Source organism: Phycisphaerales bacterium (genome assembly GCA_040217175.1).
Lineage (GTDB): Bacteria > Planctomycetota > Phycisphaerae > Phycisphaerales > UBA1924 > JAHCJI01.
The window spans coordinates 1,311,085-1,331,143 of record JAVJNT010000001.1 but is presented as its reverse complement, the minus strand read 5'-3'; the positions used below and the strand labels follow the sequence as shown (position 1 = coordinate 1,331,143).

Sequence of the window (20,059 nt, the reverse complement as noted above, 5' to 3'; positions counted from 1 at the left end):
GCCCGATGCACACCCGTATTTTCGGACCGATCCGGGCTCGAGTTTGGGAAACCGGACCCAGAGCGGCAGACTCATGCTGCCAGTGTGGGTTTTACGCCGTCGACTCGATCCAGCCGCCGCCCAGCACCAGATCGGGGTCGGCCGGGTCGTACAACACGGCGGCCTGGCCGGCGGCGATGGCACGCTGCGGCTCGGCAAAGGTAAGCGCGAAGCGGCCATGCCGGCCCGAGGGCGTCGGTCGGTCGCCATCGGGCAGGTGGGTCATCGTCGCCGCGCACTCGCTGCCGTGGGCGCGGTAGCGGACGAGCACGCGGTCGCCGTCATCGGGCTGCGGCGCCAGCCAATTTGCTTCGCCGACGTCGACGGCCCGGCACAGGAGGGACTCGGCCCCGCCGACGGTCACGGTGTTGGCGGCGGGGTCCTTCGAGACGACGTAGAGCGGCTCGGCGGCGGCGATGCCCAGGCCGCGGCGCTGGCCGACGGTGTAGCGGTGCTGGCCGGCGTGCTCGCCCAGGGGCACGCCGTCGATGGTCAGCACCGAGCCCGCGCCGACGAGCTCGGGGCGGCGGCGCTCGACGAGCCCGGCGTAGTCGTCGTCGGGCACGAAGCAGATCTCCTGGCTGTCGGGCTTGCCGGCGACGTTGAAGCCCAGCGCCTCGGCGGCGTCGCGGACCTCTTGCTTGTCCTCGAACTCGCCGATGGGCAGGACCATCTCGGCCAGCCGCTCGCGCGGCGCGCCGAACAGCACGTAGCTCTGGTCCTTGGCGTGGTCTCGCCCGCGCCTGAATCTGGGCTGCGGGCCCGTGCGATCGACGCGGGCGTAGTGGCCGCTGACGACGACCGACGCGCCGACGGACCTCGCGTAGGCGTGGAGCTTGCCGAACTTCAGCCAGTCGTTGCATCGCACGCACGGGTTGGGCGTGCGGCCCTGGGCGTAGGCGTCGACGAAGTAGTCGATGATGCGGCCGAAGTCGTCCTTGAAGTTGCAGACGTACAAGGGGACGCCCAGGTCGGCGGCGACCAATCGAGCGTCCTGGGCGTCGCCGATGGAGCAGCAGCCGCGGTGGCCGATCTTGGTGTCGGCGTCGAGGTCCTCGTCGGGCGAGCCCAGCCGCATGAAGCATCCGACGACGTCCCACCCGGCCCGCACCATCGCCGCCGCCGCCACGGCCGAGTCGACCCCGCCCGACATCGCCACGAGGGCCTTGCGGCCGTCGGCGGGGGGGATGGACTCGAGCACGTGCTGTGGGATCTCGGTCGGCACGGGCGATTGTAGAAGAGGCCGCCCCGCGATTGAGGGCCAACAATCCGCCTCTTCGGGGTTCTCTTGGTCCGTTTGGCGGGAGGCGAGCAGTGGCAGAACGATCCAGCGATCTTCCAACGGGCACGGCGGTCATCGGCCAATCGGGCGGGCCGACGGCCGTGATCAACCAATCGCTGGTGGGCGTCGCGCTCGGCCTGCGGCGGGGGCTGCACGCCAGCGGCCACGTCACGAGGGTCCTGGGGATGCGCAACGGCGTCCGCGGGCTGACCGAGGGCCGCGTGAGCGACATGACCGGCCTGGACGAGTCCATGCTCGACCGCGTGGCCCACACGCCCAGCGCGGCCCTGGGCAGCACGCGCGACAAGCCCGACGCCAACTACTGCCAGCGGATCTTCGAGAGCTGCAAGAAGCTCGACGCCCGGTATTTCTTCTACATCGGCGGCAACGACAGCAGCGACACCTGCCGCATCGTGAGCGAGGCCGCCAAGGCCGCTGACTACGACCTGCGGTGCATCCACGTGCCCAAGACGGTGGACAACGACCTCGTGGGCAACGACCACACGCCCGGCTACGCGAGCGCCGCGCGGTTCGTCGCGCTGGCGCACATGGCCGACGGCATGGACAACGCCGCGCTGCCGGGCATCAAGATCAACGTCGTCATGGGCCGCCACGCGGGCTTCCTGACCGCCGCCGCCGCCGCCGCCCGGCACGAGGAGCACGCCGGCCCGCACCTCGTGTACGTGCCCGAGGTCCCGTTCATCACCGACCGCTTCGTGCAGGACGTCGCGAGGGTCTACGACGAGCTGGGGCGGTGCCACATCGCCGTGAGCGAGGGCATCCAGGACAAGGACGGCGTGGCGATCGGGGCCCTGCTCATGGGCGAAGAGAAGGATGCGCACGGCAACGTCCAGCTCTCGGGCTCGGGCGCGCTGGGCGACCAGCTCTCGGGCCTCTTGAAGGCCAAGCTCACGCCCGAGGGCGGCAAGCCCCCGCGCGTGCGGGCCGACACGCTGGGCTACCTGCAGCGCTGCTATCCCGACGCCAGCCCCGTCGACGCGCGCGAGGCCCGCATGGTCGGCGTCGCCGCGGCCGAGCTCGCCGCGCAGGGACACGCCGGCATCTCGATCACCCTGGAGCGAACCAGCCAGATCGGCCCGAACGAAACCTACCAGTGCCGTACCGGCGTGCAGCGGCTCGAGGACGTGGCCGCCAAGACGCGGCACATGCCGCCGGCGTACCTCGATGGGCACCACGACGTGAGCGAGTCGTTCCTGCAGTACGTGCGGCCGCTGCTGGGAGACCTGCCGCCGTTCGAGCTGCTCGAGTAGGCCCGGCGGCCCGGGTTGATCGAGGGCGCGCGCTCCCGTAGCGTGCCTTGTCACATCTCTCGTCGTCCCCGCGCGTCGATCGCTCGAAGCGCGTCGCGTGTACGACCGCCAGCACGCCCTGGCGGGTGCTTGCCCTGCGCTGCGTGCCGGGCGGCATCCTCGCTCGCAGCAGTTCGCTGCCCTCGAGCGCAATCCAGCAAGGAGCACGCATGACCGTTTCGCCCGCATCACCGTCCGCATCCGACGCCGCCCCCGTGATCGACACGGCCGATCTCGACGCGGCCATCGCATCCCTCGACCTCGCCCTGCCCGTGATGGGCGCCGACGTCGACCAGGACGAGGAGTGGGCGCTGGTGCGCGTTCATGCCGACGACGCCGACGGCATCGGCCGCTGGCGGCGCATCCGCCTGCACGACTACGACGAGGTCTTCGCCGTGCCGGGCCTCTACGAGAAGTGGGTCTACCACGCCCTGAGGTGCACGTCGCCGCGCGTCGTCGTCGGGCTGCTGGGCCGCGCGATGCTCGAGGCCGGCGACGATCCCGCGGCGCTCACCGTGCTCGACCTGGGCGCGGGCAACGGCTGCGTGGGCGAGGAGCTCGCCGGGCTCGGCGTCCGCCGTATCGTGGGCGCCGACATCTGCGCCGAGGCCGCCGTCGCCGCCGAGCGCGACCGCCCGGGCCTGTACGACGCCTACGCCGTCGGCGACATCACCCAGGCGGTCGAGGGCGGCAGCGCGACGGAAGCGAAGGCCGTCCTCGACGCGCACGCGTTCAACGCCATGGTCTGCGTCGCCGCGCTGGGCTACGGCGACGTCCCGCCCGAGGTCTTCATGGCCGCGTTCGACCGCGTCGCGCCCGGCGGCTGGGTGGGCTTCAACATCAAGGCCGAGTTCCTCGACGAGGACGCCCGCGGGGGCTTCGCCGGGCTGGTGCGCGAGATGCTGTCGTCGGGCCGCCTCGGGCTGGCCGCCCGCGAGCGCTACGTGCACCGCCTCGCGCCCGATGGCAGCGAGCTGGTGTACGAGGCGATGGTGGGGCGCAAGGCGTAGGACTCCCAAGGCCGATGCCCCGGACATTTGTCTTGGCGCCTCGCCGGCTTGGCCGTCGCGTGGTCCTCTCATCAATGACAACGCCCGGGCCAATACGGCGCCCGGGCGTCATCGACTCGTGGGGGTCTGGAATGGCGGACGCGCTTCTTACGCCGCCTGCTGCTGGCCCTGCGCATGGTTGCCCGTGCCGAAGCGCACGAAGATCGGCGCGGTGGGTTGCGTGGTCGTGTCGCCCTTCAGGGCCTTGACCTGGTACAGCACGTTGCCGGTGCCACTCGGGATCGACGCGTCGGTATAGCTCAGCCCGTCGACGAAGGCGATGGCCTCGAAGGGCAGCGGCTGGCTCTGCTCGTTGAAGAACGCGCGCTCGAGGATGTACGAGGTCCCGGTCGACAAGCGCCCGTCCCAGCGCAGCTTCAGCGCACCGCTGGTGGTGAGCTCGTACGAGAGATTACTCGCAGGGAACGGCGGGATCGGCGTCGGGTCCTTGCGCGGCTCGATCTCGGCCGTCGCGTACACCTGCGCATCGCCGGTCTGCACGGCAAACGCGCGGATGGTCTGGACGAGCTGCGAGCCGTACTGCGTCATGGCCGCCAGGTCGGCGTCCTGCACCTCGATGAGGCCCTTCAAGGCCTGCTTGGCCGCCTGGGCGGCATCATAACTGGCGCGTGCCGATGTAATAAGAGAGCTCAGCTGCGCGGACTGGCTGGCCAGCAACCCGATCTCCGCCGCGCTCTCGGTCCACGCGGTGATGCGGGTCTCGAAGAAGTCCAATTGCCCCGGCTTGTCGTCGGGGATCGTGCGAGTAGCAGTCATAACGATGCCTCCAATCTCGGTGACCCGCCCGCCCCCACATCGTCGGAAGCATCGCGAGCCGTTGTGCATGGCGGTTGGCACCGTGCCGCCCGTCCGGAAATGAAGATCGGGGTGATCGCGGAGCGGCTTTACTGCGAGTTCTGTTCTTTGTAAAAGATTTCTTTCTGCATTTGTGCGAGCAGGCGACAAGTACTTGTATGGAAGCAGCTTAGATTGCAGCGTCGTAGGCCGGTCATCCCCCCTGATCGGGCGTACGCGAATGACCTGGGGGCCTCCTACGCTGGCAATCGTGAGCAATGCGACTCCTAAGCCCCGCTCCGTTCGTCCCGCGCGGAATCCCCAGGAGGAGGCGGCGCGGCTGCTGCGTTCGCCGCCGGTGGGCTCGGCGGTTGGCGATGAGCCGCCGGCGGGCATTGAGTACGTCGACGGCGGACGTGCCGATGGCGAAGTGCCCATTGTCGGCCAGCGTCTGGTGCGTCAGGTCGGCCCCCTGTTTGACCTGATCCGCCATAAGGACACGCAGATGCCGCTGACGGCGGCGATCTACGGGCCGTGGGGTTCGGGCAAGTCGACGGCGATGAAGTGGCTCGACCGGATGCTGGAATGCTGGTCCACAGGGAAGAGCGGCGAAAAGAGCGGGGGCCAGAAACTTGTCGATGCAGGCCGGATGGACGAAGACGACTTCGTCCAGGTCCGCACGGTCTGGTTCGACCCCTGGAAGTACCAGGACCGCGACGACGTGCTGCGGGGCATCATCGCCGAGATCATCCGAGAGACGATCAAGGTCCAGCACAGCGACGTGGCCACGGTCACCAACGCCGTGCGTCTGTTCGGCGGCATGCTGGGCAAGACCTTCCTGGCCGGCTTGGAGAGCGTGAAGGTCAAGGCCGGCGTGGACGGCACCGGGGTCGAGCTCCAGCCCGACAAGGCCGTCCGCGGCGCGGTCGAGGCGTACAAGGAGGCCAACCACCCGGAGCTGGCCTTCGTCAACAACCTCGAGCAGGCCCTCTCGGACTGGGTCAAGCACACGATCCCCCAGCACAAACGCCTCGTGGTCTTCATCGACGACCTGGACCGCTGCCGGCCCCACGTTGCGGTGCAGGTGCTCGAGGCCCTCAAGCTCTACCTGCGCATTCCGCGGACCATCTTCGTCGTGGGCGTGGACCAGCCGGTGATCACCGCGCAGGTCAAGAGCCTGTACGACAAGCACGGCGTTCGCGAGGTCGACGCCCATCGCTACCTGGCCAAGATGTTCCAGGTCGAGGTGACGCTCGACGCCGAGGAGGAAATCGCAGAGGCTTTCTTCGAGAGCGTTGCCAGCGAACATCATGTTTGGGAGAGTCTCGCGCATTGGGAGCCCGCCCAGCGAAGCATTCGGCAATTCATCCTGCAGCACGCGGATCGCAACCCGCGCGAAATCAAGCGTTTGTTCAACGGGATCATGATGGCGGCCGTTGGTGAACTCTGGCACGAAGACCGGCTCGGCCTCGAAAATGACGAGCCAGTTGACCGCACGCTTTGCGCACTTCGAGGGGCTCGTCGTTTCATGGTAAGGCGCAGGTTGGAGTTGCTCGCTAGCGGTCGCGCGGACCTTCCCACTTCCTCGTCGAAGGAAGGCGGATCTATCAGCCAACACGCCAAGGAGGACTTTGAGCGCTGCCTCGACGCCTTGGGCACGCGCACGCTCGACGCATTCTTCAGCCACTGGCGCGTTGTCCTCCTGGATCGCGAGCCCTATCCCGAGGACACCATCCGCACGCCCAAGGTGTTCAAACCATTTCTCTGCATGCTTGATGATCCTCATCTCCGGAGCGTCTTCACGATCGAAGCGCACGCCCACTATCGCAACGGTGCGTTCAGAGACAAACTAATCGACAGTGTTGCCCGTGACGCCGACGACGAGCCCGGTCTACTTGCCAAGTCGCCGATACCCCGTATGGTGGAACTGTCCGAGTTAATGGACTGGCAATTCCAGATTCTCGAGGCCAGCACGCACGACCTTCGGATCTACCGCGAGGCCGCGTCGCTGGCACTTGACAAGCCCGTTGATAAACTGACCGAGCGAGATTTCGAAGCTTGCGAGAAGCTGTCGCTGACCGGTGCCGAGTTGTCGACGTCTGAGCCCCTCCTGGCATTCCCACGACTGAGGCGACTCGACCTGGACAGTTCAACGTTGGGGGAAATCGAGGGGGTACGGACGCTCTCTAACCTGCGTCGACTATTCCTCGGGGGCACCTCAATCGCCGACCTCTCACCGCTGTCGAATTTGGAAAGTCTGGAACAACTTGTTCTCGGTAGCGCGTACGTCGGCGACCTGACCTATCTCGCTGCATTGCCCCAACTCGTCGATCTTGACGTGTCCGAAGCTGGCGTTCGGGACATCACGCCGATTCTCGTACTCAAGAACCTTGTCCGCCTCGATCTCAGCCATACAGGGGTCACCAAGGTGGAAGGGCTTGCAGGGCTTCCAAAACTGAAGCGACTGGATCTGACCGGCACAAATGTCTCGGATGAGAGTTTCGAGTCGCTCCGAGCAGCCATGCCGGATTGCCAGATACGCAGGTGATTGGGTTCGAGCAAGCGTAACAGTTGCGAGGCGGGCGGTGGTTCGCATAACCCCCTGCGATCTCCCGCGCCGCACAGCTCAGCCAGAAACCAAACGCCTCCGCGCTCCGCCGGGCCATCCACCGGGGCGCTGCGACCAACTCCACGCCCCCGATCGCCCGCGGAAACCCGCTTGGCGGGCCCGCGGGGGCGGTTTCCGGGATTGCCGGGACCGGTGGCGGTGGATGCGGTGCGGGCCGGGTGAGTGGCTGCGCGGGCCCCGCAACGCCCGGATAACGCCGTGCGGCGCGTCGCCCAGCACGTGTTGGATGCCGCGCCGCACGCGTTGGGTGCCGCCCAACACGTGTTCCGTGCCGCGCCGCACGTGTTGGATGCGGCCCCGCACGTGCGGCGTGCCGCCCAGCACCTGTTGGGCCCCGCCCCGCACGTGGTCCCTTCCGCCACGCACGTGCGGGGCGACACCCAACAGGCGATCCGCCGCGCGCCGCACGTGTTGGGTCGGACGCCGGGCGGGTGGGGCGGCCCTGGCGCACGCCCCGCGATGGCGGGCTCAGTCCAGCGGCAGCCCGTCCAGCCAGCCCTTGACCCGCTCCATATTCGGCCCGGCCCCAATCTGGGCGTACAGGTCTCGGGCGAGGGTCCACAGGCGCCGGGCCTCGGCGAAGTCTCCCGCCTCCTCGAACAACGCCCCCAGATTGGCGTAGGCGCCGGCCAGGACCGCCGTGTTGCTAATCGCTTGGGCGGTATTCGCGGCTTTGCAAAGGACTACCCTTGCGGCCCGAGGCTTACCGCGAGCCTTCAACACGGCACCGAGGTTTGCATACGTCCTGGCCACTTCCTGCTCAAGACTTTTCTTCTTAAACAGGGCCAAGGCCTTGCGCAACATAACCTGAGCCTTTGGCAAATCGTCAAGTCTTTGATGGACCAACGCCAAGTTGCCGTATGCCTTGGCGGTACCGCTCACCGAACCAATGCGCTCATTAAGTTGCAAGGCCATTAGGAGCCCGTCCAAGGCACCAATGAAATCCAATCTTGTGAAATCCCATCGTTCGAGACGCACCATACCGATGTTTCCGGCCGCGACTGCTTGCCAACCAATGTCGTCGCTCGCAAGATCCAACACCTTCTGGAATCCCGCCTCCGCGTCGTCGAACCGGCCGAGATGCAACTGAACGAGACCCAGGCGGTTGATGGCGTCAAGGTCTTCGGAATCTATGGCTAGCAGCACCCCGATTGATCGTTCGGCCTGCTCGATATTGCCGATCAGATAGGCCCACTCGGCCACCTTCCGATGGATGCTGACCCTTGTCTCCTCCGTCGGCGTGGGCAGGGCGAGCAGCGCGTCGACGATGGCTTGGCCGCCGTGCTCGCGCAGGGCGGTCTCGATGCCTTCAACGTGCCGCACGTCCATCACCGCCTCTGCTGCGCGCTCGGCGACCTCGCGCGCGTCGCGCTCCTGGGCGAGCTTGTCGGCGTATTCGGCCTCGATCTCGGCACGGAGTTGGTCCTTGAGTTGCTCATCAGTGAGGTGGGGTTGCTCGAGAAGTTCGCGGATGCGCGCGATGTTCTTGCTGTCGGTCAGTTGCGTCCGCCGAACCTCGCTGATGCCGCCTTGCACCGCGTCCAGCTTGGCATCTAGCCCCGTTAGCGCCGCGATGGCCTCGGCCCGGAAGCGGCCCTGCGCGATGGCCTCGTCGATTAGCACGCTCAGGCCCTGGCGGAACTGGTCGTCCATCGCCTCGCGCTCTTCCGTCTGTGCCTCGAGGAAGGCGGCCAGGTCGGGCACGCCTTGCACGCGATCCGCCACGACCGCCGGGTCGTCATCGGCGAAGGCGGTGCGCAGCGTGCGGATGCGTTCGGCGATTTCCTTCGAGCCACCGCCGATGTCCTCGGGCAGCAGAGCCAGCGCCCGCGACAGCGATCGGTGCTCATGGGTGAGCTTCGTCAGGCGTTGGAGGATCTCGTCGGTGGTCTTGTCGGCCTGCTTCGCTTTGGCACCCTGGTAAACCGCCGCGCCGCCCGCAAAGAGTGCGAGCGTCCCAAGGATTGCAACGCCAACGGGTGGGGTCACGGCACCCGCAACCATGGCCGAGGTCGTCAGGCCGGCCGCGGCGCTGCCGCCCATGGCGCACGCCCCGCCAACGAAGCGGCCGAGCGGACTCCGTATGGTGGTGGCTCCGGACACGGAGGTGCAGTGTAGCGGCCGGGCAGGAGCGCCCAGGGAATTGACCTTTGCTGGCCCGTCAGCGTTCCGCGCTTCTTACTCCGGCACGATCCGGATCAGCTTGCCGATGCGCTCGTCGGTCAGTACGTGCAGGAACCCGTCGGGCCCCTGCCGCACGTCGCGGACGCGGGCTGCTGGGGTCAGCCTCGGGGCACCGATAGACTGCCCGCCATGGGATCCTGGTCGGTGCTGCTCGACGTCCTGCTCCTGCTGTCGACCGCGACGGCACTCGGGATCGTGTGCGCGTGCCTGAAGCAGAGCCCGATCATCGGCTACCTGGCGGCCGGCACGCTGGTGGGGCCCAACGTGCTGGGGATCGTCGGCTCGGGCGAGCAGGTCGAGCTGCTCGCCGAGCTGGGCATCGCGCTGTTGCTCTTCACCATCGGCCTCGAATTCTCCTGGCGGCGGTTGGTCGGGCTGGGGCGGGTGGCCATCGGCGGCGGGTTCCTGCAGGTGGGGGTGACCGTGTCGCTCGTGGCCGGGGCGTGCCTGCTGCTGGGCGTGCCGGCGCGCACGGCGTGGGCGCTGGGGGCGATCATCGCCCTGAGCAGCACGGCCTGCGTGCTGCGGCTCTTGGTGGCCCGGGCCGAGATCGAATCGAACCACGGGCGGCACGCGCTGGGCATCCTGCTAGTGCAGGACGCGGCCGTCGTGCCGCTGGTGCTGCTCGTGGCGCTGCTGGCGGGCGAGGGGGGTGGTGTGGGGGGTGGCGCGGGGAATGGCGCGGGCGAGAGCGGGGCCGGGCTGGCCGAGGCCGGCTGGGCCCTGGCCCGCGTGCTGGGCGGGGCGGCGGTGCTCGTCGCGCTGCTGTTCGTGCTGCTGCGGTACGCGATGCCGTGGCTGCTGCGGCTGGAGGCCCTGCGGCACAGCCGCGACCTGCCGATCCTGATCGCCGTGGTGGTGGGGCTCGGCGCGGCGTGGGCGTCGCACGAGTTCGGGCTGTCGCCGGCGCTGGGGGCCTTCGTCGCGGGCATGCTGCTGGCCGCCTCGCCCTTCGCCACGCAGGTGCGGGCCGACATCGCCTCGCTGCAGACGCTGCTGGTCACGCTGTTCTTCGGGTCCATCGGCATGCTGGGCGATCCGGCGTGGCTGCTGGGCAACGTGGGGCTGGTGCTGGGCGTGCTGGCGGCGATCGTCGTGGGCAAGGCGCTGGTCGTGTGGGCGATCCTGCGCCTGCTGGGCCAGGCCCACGAGAGCGCGCTGATGACCGGCCTGTGCCTGGCCCAGGTGGGCGAGTTCTCGTTCATCCTGGCGATGTCGGCCCACGGCAGCCTCATCGACGACGACGCCCTGCGGCTGCTGGTCTCGGCCACCATCATCTCGCTGTTCCTGACGCCCTACCTGGTCTCGACGGCCCCCTGGCTGGCCCCGCGGATCATCGCGGGCCTTCGCCGCGCCCGGCTGGTCTCGGCGCCTGCCCCGCCGGTGGGCACGCCCGCGCACGCGGCGGCGGGTCGGATCGTCGTGGTCGGCTTCGGTCCGGCGGGCCAGGCGGTGGGGCGGATGCTGGCCGGCCACGACCGCGAGGTGGTCGTGCTCGACCTCAACGTGAAGGCGATCAAGACTGCCCAGGCGATGGGGCTGGTCGGCCACGTGGGCGACGCGACGCACGAGGACGTGCTGCACCACGCGGGCGTCAGGACGGCCGACACGGTGGTGGTGACGATCCCCGATCCGGCGATGGCCGCGCGGATCGTCCGCCTGGTGCGGGTGGCGGCGCCCGATGCGCACGTCATCGCCCGGGCGCGCTACCACCGCTACGTCCAGGAGATCCGCGAGAGCGGCGCCCACGACCTGGTCGACGAGGAGACCCTCACCGGCGAGCGGCTGGCCGCCGACCTGCGCCGCCGGCTCGCACCCTCGGACTGACGCGGCGCCGGTGGCCGGGCGGGCTACTCCGGTACGATCCGGACTAGCTTGCCATTGCGCTCGTCGGTCAGGACGTAGAGATAGCCATCCGGTCCCTGCCGCACGTCGCGGACGCGGGCGCCAAAGGGGAGGGTCTCGTTGGCCTCAACCGTGATGCCATCGCCCTCGCCATCGAGCATCACGCGGCGGACCTGGCGGCTGACGAGCCCGCCGGCGAAGAGGTCGCCCTGCCACTGGGGGAATTGGTCGCCCGTGTAGAAGGCAAGGCCGCAGGCGGCGAGCACCGGCGTCCAGACGCACGCGGGGTCGACCATGCCATCGAGGCTGACCTCATCGCTGATTTCGTCGCCGTTGTAGTGGATGCTGTAGGTCGCCTTGGGCCAGCCGTAGTTCTTGCCCGGCTCGATGAGGTTGAGCTCGTCCCCACCAAGCGCCCCATGCTCCGTTGCCCAAACACGGCCGCTCTGCGGCTCGATGTCCATGCCCTGGATGTTGCGGTGTCCGTAGCTGTAGACGAAGCGGCCGACGTCCTCGCGATCACTGAACGGGTTGTCGTCGGGCGCGGTGCCGTCGTCGTTGAGGCGCAGCACCTTGCCCCACGCGTTGTCGAGGAACTGCGGGTTGTCGCGGGCGAGCCGTCCGCCGACGCGGGTGGGCGGGTTGCCGCCGTCGCCGACGGACATGAGCAGCGTGCCGTCGGGCAGCCAGACCAGGCGCGAGCCGAAGTGCTGGCCGCCAGGCTTGTCGGGCGTGACGCGGAACAGCTCTTCGGTGTCCTCGAATCGCACCACTGCCTCGCCGCGCACGAGGCGCGCCCGCGAGAGCGCGGTGCGGTTGGCCCGGCCGTCGCCGGTGGCGTGGGTGAAGTAGACCAGGGCGTTGCCTTCGAACGCGGGATGCAGCGACACGTCCATCATGCCGCCCTGGCCCAGGCGGGAAGACTCGGGGGCGCCCCCGAGCGGGACGGGGGCTTCGAAGCCGCCATCGCCATCGGGCTCGGCCAGCACCACGCGCCCGCCGCGCTCGGTGATGAGCACGCCGCCATCGGGCAGCCACGCGACGGACCAGGGGCGGCCCAGCCCCTCGATCACGGTCTCCGTGCGATAGCCGGTGGCCTTGGGGCTGTCTTCCTCGCTGTTCGAATAGATCGGCGAGGGGCCCGAGGTCGGCAACTCGGCCCGTTGGCCGCAGGCCGGGAGCGTTAAGGCGAATGGGGCGAGGGCGGCAAGCGTGGCGGTTCGCAGCATGCCGGAGGGTACGGGCCCTCAGCCGCCGAGCGCTTCGCGGAGCCGATCGAGGTTGGCCCGCATGGCGTCCATGTAGTCCCCGGACTCGGGCTGGCCTTCGGCCGGGGTGAAGAGCACGCTCGTGACGCCCAGTTCGTCGGCGATCGCGGCGCGGATGGCCCCGGTCGGCTCGCCCTCCCAGAGCAGGATTACGGGCTCGTCGCCGTGCGAGTGCTCGTGGTCGTGGTCTTGGTCGCCGTCGCCCTCGTCATGTGCGCGGCCCTCTTCGTGCGAATGGTCGTGGCCGTGATCCTCGCCATGCTCGTGATCGTGCGCGTGGTCCTCGTGGTGATGCAACGCATCGTGCACGGCATCGACGATCGCCTGCACGTCGTCGCTCTCGGGGTCGAGGTCGAGGTTGTGCACGTCCCAGCCCAAGTCACGGGCGAGGTAGTTGTACGCGGGGTGGCTGGCGAGCAGGCGGTGCTCGCCGACGAGGGGCGTGAGGTCGTCCAGCGAGACGCGGAGCATCTCGAGGTCTTCGACCAGCGACGCGAGGTTGGCGTCGAACGCCTCGGCGTGCTGCGGCCAGGCGGTCTTCATGGCCTCGGCGATGTTGGTCGCCTGCACGATGGCGATGTCGGGGCTGACCCAGGTGTGGCCGTCGAGCCCCTCGTGCGTGTGCTCGCCGCTCGGGCCGTGGCTGTGCGTGGTGGTCTCCATCGTGATGGGACCACCGGTGGCGTCGAGGTCGGCGTCGCTCAGGCTCTCGACGGTCCGGCCGCGCGGCAGGGCGGCGCCGGCGACCCACTTTTCGAAATCGGCCCCGTTCGTGATGACGAGCTTCGCGTTCTGATAGTTGCTCAGCGTGGCCGCGTCGGGCTGCCAGAAGATCGGGTCTTCGCCCTCTGGCAGCCCGCTCCGCACGGCGACGAGATCGCCGCTGATGCGCTCGGCGAAGTACGTGGTCGGATAGAAGGTGGTGGCGACTTCATCGGTGATCGATGCGGACTGGCCACCGGCCGGAGACTGCTCTTCCTGGCAGCCGGTCAGGGCCGTGCCCGCGAGCGAGATCAGGATCGTGGACGCGAGGACGATGGGCGTGCGCATGGGGAGGCTCTCCTTCTCGTGCCGGTTCGCAGACTATACGAATGCCGATGCACGGCTTACCAGCAGGATCGCCAGCCAGGCAAGCGAACCGGCCAGACCAATACCGAGCAGTACGAGGGCCAGGAGCTCGCCGCCCACCAGCACCGCCGCGGTCGCGCGCGAGGCGCCCATGTCGGCCAGGGTGCGCAGCTCGTCGGCCCGCAGGCGGTAGCCAAGCACGGCAATGAGGGCGATGAGCGCCGCGGTGCTGGCGGCCAGCACCACGGAGATGGCGTCGAAGACCAGCCGCAGGCGCACGACGAAGGCGATGAGCTCGTCGACGACCTGACTCGGCTCGATGGCCTGGAGATCGTCGCGGGCGTTGAGCCGGGCGCTCAAGATGGTCTTGGCGCGCGCATCGACGGGGTAGAGAAGCACCGCCGTGAGCGGGAAGGCGTCGCGTGAGCCGTGGACGTGGAAGCTGGCGGCGTTCTCCTCGGTGACTTCCTGGTAGGTCCGCAGGGCCTCGCTCAGCGCGACGCGGTCCTGATCGCGGGCGATCACGAGGTCTGGGCGATCGATCTGCTCGGCGTCATCGTGGCCGTGGGCGAAGCCTTCGAGCAGCCACGCGGTCTCGAGGTCGACGAACAGGGCCTCGTCGTCGCTCGTGCCGGTGGGAGCGAGCACGCCGACGACGTTGAGCTTGAGCGAGGGCGGCTTGGTGATGTCGTACGCCTCGGCAACGTCGCTGAAGATCGAAGAGCCGGGGGCAAGGCCGTGCCGCGCGGCGACGTTCGCGCCGACGACCGCCTCTCCCATGCGCGCAAAGATGCGGCCATCGGCGAGCGGTAGCGGCACAGCCGGGCGCTGGAAATAGCCGACGTCGGTCGCGACGATCGGGTCGCCGGCGGCCGTGAATCGTGCATGGATGGGGACGGCCGTCGCTAGCGGATCCTGCGAGAGTCGATCGAAGTGGCGGTGTTCCAGCGGGTCGAGCGGTGCAGGGCGGAAGTAGAGCGAGGCGAGGACGAGGTCGAAGCGGCCGCCCTTAGCGCCGACGACCAAGGGAGCCATCTCGGCGCGCTCACGCTGGGTGGCCTCGAACCGCGCGGCGAGCGATCGGCTGAGCAGCGGGACGAGCAGAGCGATGGCCACGCACCCGACCAGCAGGGCCGACCGGCCGCGGTGCCGCCAGGCGTGCCACCAGATGAGCGGCAGGAGCCTCATGTGACGGCAGCCTCGTGCGCGAGCTTGCCCATGTCGAGCACGTGCTCGAAGCGTGGCAGTAGGAGGTGATCGTGGGTGACCAGTAGCACCGTCGCGCCCGTGTGCTCGGCTTGTTCCAGGATCAGGTCCATGATCGATGCGGCTCGTGCGGGGTCGAGGTTGCCAGTCGGTTCGTCGCAGGCAATCAGCTTCGGGTTCGTGATGAGCGCCCGGCAGATGGCGACGCGCTGCTGCTCGCCCTGGCTGAGGCGATCGGGCCGGCGCTTGAGCGTGTGTGCGATGCCGGTGCGCTCGGCGAGCTCGCGCGCGCGGTCGCGGGCATTGCCATCGAGCGCGACCGAGCCATGCAGGCGGAGCGGGAGCAGGATGTTCTCGAGGGCCGTGCAGTAGTCCAGCAGCGCGAAGCGCTGGAAGACGAAGCCGACGGTGGCGATGCGGAGGGCGCGGCGGCGGGCTTCGCTTCGTTGGTCGAGCCGGTGTCCGTCGAGTTCGATCGTGCCGGCGGTCGGAGAGAGGATGCCCGTGAGCAAGCGCAACAGCGTGGTCTTGCCGCAGCCGCTGGGGCCGACGACCGCGGCGTGCCGGCCGGCGGCGACCTCGAAGCCCGGCAACTCGAACAACGGGCCCTCGGCTTGGTCGAAGGCGTGGCTCAGGTTCGTTGCTCGCAGCAGCGGGGCGGACACGGGTAGTGATAGGCTCTCGTCTGGGTTGGCGGAACCGGCCTCGGCGCCAGGCGAACCGGTCTGGGGGTTGAGTGGCCTGTTCGTGGGAGGTACGCGATGCGGATGCTGGTTCTCGGAGTCGTCATCGCACTTGCAAGCCGAGCGGTGGGGCAGCCGGCCATCACGATCGAAGTCGATCAGCCGGTGCTCATGCCGAGCGAGAGCACCACGATCACGCTGTGGGCCGGCCACGATCCAAGCGAATGGGCGATGGCCTTCGTCGAGACCGACTTCGTGAGCTCGCAAGGCGCCCGTGGCCTGAGCGACTGGCGACTGGTCGAGCCCATGAACGGCCCCGGCACCCAGCCCGGCAGCGCGGCCGCCACGGGCATCGAGGGCATCCTCGCCGGCCAGCTCAATTGTCCGCCGTGTGGCACGATGGGCACCAACCCCATCGCGTTCTGGAGTGCAACGTACACCGCACCCTCCGACGTGTTGCCGCTGGATGTTCGCCTCTCGACCCTGACCTCGCGCTTCGACGTGTACCCCTCACGCGACAGCGTCTTCGGCGAGTCTCGGCTTGGCGATCTGGTTGCGGGTGAGGCCACCATCCGCGTCGTACCGGCTCCGGCGGGTGCGCTCGTGATCGGGTCGGGTGTGTTGCTCGGCCGCCGGCGTCGCTAGAACGCGTCGCGCTCGGGCGTGTCGATCACGCCGTCTTCGTCGACGCGTCGCTGCTCGAGCATCCGCTGGCCCACGATCCGCCAGCCCTGGTCCAGGGCGGCGATGGTGTAGTCGGCCTCGTATTCGTGCACGCGGGTGTGGCTGTGGCCCCAGTGGTAGACCGTGCCCTCGACGCTCCAGCGGTGGCGGGCTTCGATGCGCGCGCGGCCCTCGTCGTCGGTGGCGATGGATCGGACGCTCAGGTCGATCGGATCGACGCCAGTGACGATGCCCAGCATGCCGCCTTGCTCGGCCTGCACCAGCGAGTTGTAGACCTGGGTGTACAGGCTCTCGAGCAGCGGGCCGCTGACCGAGCGCTCCAGCGCGTCGTAGATCTCGCCCTCGCTGCCATAATCAAAGGCCTTATAGAGGTTGTCGTGCAGTGGCTCGAAGATGGCAGCGGCCTGCTCGTCGCTGGGCAGCGCGGGCCCGCCGCCGGTGCCGGGGATGGGGACGGCCAGCAGCGGCATCACGATGGCCGCGGCGATGCCCGACGCGACGGCAGCGACGAGGATCGCTGCGCCCGCGAGCGCTTTCTTCTTGCGGATCACGATGACGGCCGCCTGCAAGCCCACGAGGAAGAGGATGGGTCCGAGCAGCGAGAGCCGGAGGGGCTCGCTGGCGATGGGCGTCGGTGGGATGGCGGCGTAGCGGGCATCGCCCGACTGGTCGGCGTACCACTCGATGGTGGGCTTGGCCGTGCTGAACTGCGCGATGTCGACGGTGCCGTCGGAGGTCTGGACCAGGGCTTCGAGCACCATGAATGGCGCCTGGCCGTCGGGGCCGGTCATGCCCTCGAGCTCGACGGCGACGAGGTCCCGCGGGTAGGTCGGCCAGGTGACCTTGACGACCTGCGGGTCTGTGGCGTCGTAGCGCGCGGTGATGGCGCAGCGGATGAGGGCGCGGGCGCCGTACTTGGGGAACACGCCGATCATCCAGGGCTCGGGCTCGTCGAAGAACTCGTACGACTGAACGTCGGGCTGGATGATCCGGCCGTCGATCTCGACGACGACGTCCGAGGCCATGAAGGCCCGCATGGCCTGCTCGAGCGCCTCCGCCTCGACGGGGTCGATCTGGTCGATCGATTCCCGGGACTGGCCGACCGCCTCGTCCATGAAGGCGAGGTTGAGGCCGACCTGGAAGGTCACGCCCTCGCCGCCGATGGCCAGGCGGAGGTCGGCGTGCGGTCCGTCCTGGGGATGCACGGCGGCGGCCACGGACCCCCAGAGGCAGCAGAACAGGGCTGGGAACGCGATTTTCAGGGGTATCCGCACGCAACGATGGTACGTCAGGTCCTCTATATTGCTCCTAGCGAGCCCTGACGTGGCGGGATCCCCCGCGCATCTCCCTTGGGCGAAAGGAACCCGACCCATGCAGACGAAGACCCTCCGAACCCCCGCCGTTCTCCTCGCCCTGGCCGCCGCCTGTTCGGCGTGGGGACTGACCGACCGTGATGGGCACGACGATCACGGCAGCGTCCAGAGCATCGAAGGCTCGCCGATCGCCGACGTGCTCTCGCAGATGCCCGAGGACGTGCGCACGTTCGACGTGCACATCTCGTCGCTGGCGAGCCCGTACATGCAGGGTCGCGTGCCCGGCTCCGAGGGTGCCGAGCGGGCCAAGGACTACATCGAGTACTACCTCCGCGAGTCTGGCCTGACGCCGGCCTTCGAGGATGCCGACGGCAACGCCTTCTCGAGCTACCGCCAGCCCTTCCCGCTGTCGGGCACGTGGACGGTCGAGCGCGAGTCGATGTCGGCCTCGATGGGCGGCAAGCGCATCGAACTCGAAGCCGAAGAGGACTTCATGCTGACCGGCATGGGCCAGAACGGCACCGTGTCGGGCGAGGCCGTGTTCGTCGGCTACGGCATGGAAGATGGCCCCGACGGCTACAACAACTTCGATGGGATCGAGTCGCTCGAGGGCAAGATCGCGGTGCTCTTCCGCTTCGAGCCCATGGACGAGGACGGCAACAGCCGGTGGAACGAGGGGCGGCGTGGCTGGAGCGGACGTGCGGCGTTCCGCAACAAGGTCGGCAATGTTGCCGAGCGCGGGCCGGCTGGCATCGTGATCATCAACCCGCCCGGCGCGTCGGACAACCGCGCCGAGCGCTTGGCTCGCTTCCAGGGTGGTGCGCAGGCCGACGTTCCCGTGATGATGCTCTCGCACACCGCGGGCGACCGCATGATGCAGGCCATGGGTAGCGACATGACCATGCTCGAGCTTCGTCGCCACGCCGACGAGGACGCGTCGGCGAAGGAACTTGGCTTCGAGATGCAGCTCGATGGCATGGCCGAGCGCAAGGCCCTGATGGCCGAGAACGTCGGCGGCGTGCTGCAGGGCGTGGGCGACCTGGCCGACGAGTGGATCGTCGTGGGCGCGCACCTCGACCACCTGGGCATGGGCTACTTCGGCTCGCGCTCCGGGCCGGGCGAACTGCACCCGGGCGCCGACGACAACGCCTCGGGCACGGCGGCGCTGCTGCTGCTGGCCGACCGCCTGGGCAAGCGGCTCGAAGGCGACGACCGCCCGCGCCGTTCGATCCTGATCGTGGGCTTCGACGCAGAGGAGAGCGGGCTGAACGGGTCGTTCTACTACACCCGCAACCCGATCGTGCCGGCCGAGGACCACGTACTGATGTGCAACTGGGACATGATCGGCCGCGTGAGCAACGACCGCCTGCTGATGGCCGGCGGGTTCACGGGCGAGGGCATGAGCGAGTTCATCGAGCCGTACTTTGCGGATAGCGGGCTGGAGATCGTGGTGCCCGAGACCATGAGCGGGGCGAGCGACCACACGCCGTTCTACCGCGCGGGTATTCCGGTGCTGTTCTCGATCATCGCCGACTTCCACGCGGACTACCACACGCCGGCCGACACGGTCTGGAAGATCAATCGCGTCGGCGCCGTCAAGACGGTGCACCTCTACGAGAACATCGTGGCCGACGTGGCCGTGCGGCCCGAGCGGTTCCGCTTCGTCAGCCCCGAAGAGCAGCGTCAGCAGCGCGAAGCCGCGGAGGCGAACCGCCCGGCGGTCAGCGTGTACGTGGGCGTCGTCGTCGACAGCGACGCCGAGGGCGACGGCGTCGTGCTGGCCGAGATCTCGGAAGGCTCGCCGGCGGCGCGGGCCGGTCTGCGGGCGGGTGATCGTCTCATTCGCTGGGATGGCCAGAAGCTGACCGACGCCGACGCGTGGCGCCAGTTGCTGGCGCGGCACAGCGCCGACGACACCGTGAACGTGGGCGTAAAGCGGGGTGAAGAAGAGGTCACGCTGGAGATCACGCTCGCTGGTCGCTAAGGCAGTCTGCGTGAGACGTCTCTCACGTTGAAACCCTTGCGTCCTAGCGACTTTCCCGACAACCCATAAAACCCACTTCATCCGGGTCAAAGCGACCCGGATTTGTTGTATTCTCGTCGTGGAATGCAACCGCACGCACGCGTCTTGAGCACGCGTCTTGAATAAGTGGGAGAAACAAAGATGCAACTCCGTTCGTCAGTTATCGTCGCGGCCGCGACCGGCGTGATCGCGCCCGCCGCTCTTGCCGATCCTTTGGCCCTTCCGTCGACGCACGATCGATTCGACGCGACCGGTTCGCAGGACTGGTTCGTTCGGTACGTCCTCGACGTGGCTGGTCCTTCAGCGGTCGCCCCGACGTCCGGCTTCGCACGCACCGCGACCACTGAACGGCCGACCGACTCCTCGCTCTTGTTCACGATGGCGGGGCCGAGCCCCTTCGCCCCCGATGATGGCACCCGGCTGACCATCGATCCGGGAGCATTCGGCGAGGGTCCGGGCAATTCGTCCACCATCCTGACGACCGTCGATCGTCCGGGCAGCCTGCTGCCGGATTTGCTCTCTCGGCCGACGATCACGACCGTGGATCGACCCGGAGGCATCCAGCCCGGCGAGGGCACCTTCGAAGTCGCGGTACCGCTCCCGGGCGGGGGCGCGCTGGCTGCGGCTGGTCTCGTGTTCGTGGCCGTTCGTCGTCGTCGCCGCTGATGGCTCGTCGCCGAA

Annotated in this window: 15 protein-coding genes; 7 read left to right on the top strand and 8 right to left on the bottom strand. The window is 68.6% G+C overall.

Going from position 1 to position 20,059, the window contains the following annotated elements; translation table 11 throughout:
• Positions 1–91: 91 nt before the first annotated feature.
• Positions 92–1,264 (bottom strand): tRNA 2-thiouridine(34) synthase MnmA, encoded by a 1,173-nt coding sequence (gene mnmA / locus RIA68_05760; GenBank protein MEQ8316943.1) that lies wholly within the window; start codon positions 1,262–1,264, stop codon positions 92–94.
• 89 nt (positions 1,265–1,353) lie between these two features.
• Here mnmA and RIA68_05755 point away from each other — a divergent pair, with 89 nt between their 5' ends.
• Both RIA68_05755 and RIA68_05750 read left to right on the top strand, forming a co-directional pair.
• The gene (locus tag RIA68_05755; protein ID MEQ8316942.1) at positions 1,354–2,592 is read left to right on the top strand and encodes a 6-phosphofructokinase; all 1,239 of its coding nucleotides are present in this window, start codon (positions 1,354–1,356) and stop codon (positions 2,590–2,592) included.
• A 209-nt stretch (positions 2,593–2,801) separates the two neighbouring features.
• Positions 2,802–3,641, top strand: a complete 840-nt coding sequence (locus RIA68_05750; GenBank protein MEQ8316941.1) for a class I SAM-dependent methyltransferase — start codon at positions 2,802–2,804, stop codon at positions 3,639–3,641.
• Positions 3,642–3,788: 147 nt separating this feature from the next.
• Here the strand turns inward: RIA68_05750 and RIA68_05745 are convergent, their stop codons facing one another.
• Entirely contained in the window at positions 3,789–4,457 is a 669-nt protein-coding gene (locus RIA68_05745; GenBank protein ID MEQ8316940.1) for a hypothetical protein, read from the bottom strand.
• 289 nt (positions 4,458–4,746) lie between these two features.
• Between RIA68_05745 and RIA68_05740 the strand changes: the two genes are divergently transcribed.
• Positions 4,747–7,023: a P-loop NTPase fold protein gene (locus tag RIA68_05740; GenBank protein ID MEQ8316939.1), complete on the top strand. Its 2,277-nt coding sequence runs from the start codon at positions 4,747–4,749 to the stop codon at positions 7,021–7,023.
• 549 nt (positions 7,024–7,572) lie between these two features.
• On the opposite strand, the gene RIA68_05735 is transcribed toward RIA68_05740, so the two are convergent.
• Positions 7,573–9,207, bottom strand: coding sequence for a tetratricopeptide repeat protein (locus RIA68_05735; protein ID MEQ8316938.1), 1,635 nt, complete (start codon positions 9,205–9,207; stop codon positions 7,573–7,575).
• A 210-nt stretch (positions 9,208–9,417) separates the two neighbouring features.
• On the opposite strand from RIA68_05735, the gene RIA68_05730 reads away from it, so the two are divergent.
• Positions 9,418–11,115: a cation:proton antiporter gene (locus tag RIA68_05730; protein MEQ8316937.1), complete on the top strand. Its 1,698-nt coding sequence runs from the start codon at positions 9,418–9,420 to the stop codon at positions 11,113–11,115.
• A 23-nt stretch (positions 11,116–11,138) separates the two neighbouring features.
• On the opposite strand, the gene RIA68_05725 is transcribed toward RIA68_05730, so the two are convergent.
• The 4 genes from RIA68_05725 to RIA68_05710 are packed head-to-tail and all read right to left on the bottom strand — an operon-like array spanning position 11,139 to position 15,340.
• Entirely contained in the window at positions 11,139–12,362 is a 1,224-nt protein-coding gene (locus tag RIA68_05725; protein MEQ8316936.1) for a PQQ-dependent sugar dehydrogenase, read from the bottom strand.
• A gap of 18 nt (positions 12,363–12,380) precedes the next feature.
• Complete coding sequence (locus tag RIA68_05720) at positions 12,381–13,451, bottom strand: metal ABC transporter substrate-binding protein (protein MEQ8316935.1); 1,071 nt, start codon at positions 13,449–13,451, stop codon at positions 12,381–12,383.
• Positions 13,452–13,484: 33 nt separating this feature from the next.
• Entirely contained in the window at positions 13,485–14,657 is a 1,173-nt protein-coding gene (locus RIA68_05715) for a hypothetical protein (GenBank protein MEQ8316934.1), read from the bottom strand.
• Positions 14,654–15,340: an ABC transporter ATP-binding protein gene (locus RIA68_05710; protein MEQ8316933.1), complete on the bottom strand. Its 687-nt coding sequence runs from the start codon at positions 15,338–15,340 to the stop codon at positions 14,654–14,656. Before RIA68_05710 ends, RIA68_05715 begins: the two co-directional genes overlap by 4 nt.
• Before the next feature lie 96 nt (positions 15,341–15,436).
• Here RIA68_05710 and RIA68_05705 point away from each other — a divergent pair, with 96 nt between their 5' ends.
• Positions 15,437–16,003, top strand: coding sequence for a hypothetical protein (locus RIA68_05705; GenBank protein ID MEQ8316932.1), 567 nt, complete (start codon positions 15,437–15,439; stop codon positions 16,001–16,003).
• On the opposite strand, the gene RIA68_05700 is transcribed toward RIA68_05705, so the two are convergent.
• On the bottom strand, positions 16,000–17,316 hold the full coding sequence (locus RIA68_05700) for a hypothetical protein (protein MEQ8316931.1): 1,317 nt from the start codon (positions 17,314–17,316) through the stop codon (positions 16,000–16,002). The two genes, RIA68_05705 and RIA68_05700, sit on opposite strands and share 4 nt — an antisense overlap.
• Positions 17,317–17,413: 97 nt before the next feature.
• On the opposite strand from RIA68_05700, the gene RIA68_05695 reads away from it, so the two are divergent.
• Positions 17,414–19,339, top strand: a complete 1,926-nt coding sequence (locus tag RIA68_05695) for a M28 family peptidase (GenBank protein ID MEQ8316930.1) — start codon at positions 17,414–17,416, stop codon at positions 19,337–19,339.
• Between the two features lie 180 nt (positions 19,340–19,519).
• A complete protein-coding gene (locus RIA68_05690; protein MEQ8316929.1) occupies positions 19,520–20,044 on the top strand; it encodes a hypothetical protein in 525 nt (174 codons plus the stop codon).
• Positions 20,045–20,059: the final 15 nt, after the last annotated feature.

Coding starts and splice junctions, on each gene's coding strand:
- RIA68_05750 (MEQ8316941.1), top strand. CDS start 2,802: ATGACCGTTTCGCCCGCATCACCGTCCGCATCCGACGCCGCCCCCGTG.
- RIA68_05745 (MEQ8316940.1), bottom strand. CDS start 4,457: ATGACTGCTACTCGCACGATCCCCGACGACAAGCCGGGGCAATTGGAC.
- RIA68_05730 (MEQ8316937.1), top strand. CDS start 9,418: ATGGGATCCTGGTCGGTGCTGCTCGACGTCCTGCTCCTGCTGTCGACC.
- RIA68_05725 (MEQ8316936.1), bottom strand. CDS start 12,362: ATGCTGCGAACCGCCACGCTTGCCGCCCTCGCCCCATTCGCCTTAACG.
- RIA68_05720 (MEQ8316935.1), bottom strand. CDS start 13,451: ATGCGCACGCCCATCGTCCTCGCGTCCACGATCCTGATCTCGCTCGCG.
- RIA68_05715 (MEQ8316934.1), bottom strand. CDS start 14,657: ATGAGGCTCCTGCCGCTCATCTGGTGGCACGCCTGGCGGCACCGCGGC.
- RIA68_05705 (MEQ8316932.1), top strand. CDS start 15,437: ATGCGGATGCTGGTTCTCGGAGTCGTCATCGCACTTGCAAGCCGAGCG.
- RIA68_05695 (MEQ8316930.1), top strand. CDS start 17,414: ATGCAGACGAAGACCCTCCGAACCCCCGCCGTTCTCCTCGCCCTGGCC.
- RIA68_05690 (MEQ8316929.1), top strand. CDS start 19,520: ATGCAACTCCGTTCGTCAGTTATCGTCGCGGCCGCGACCGGCGTGATC.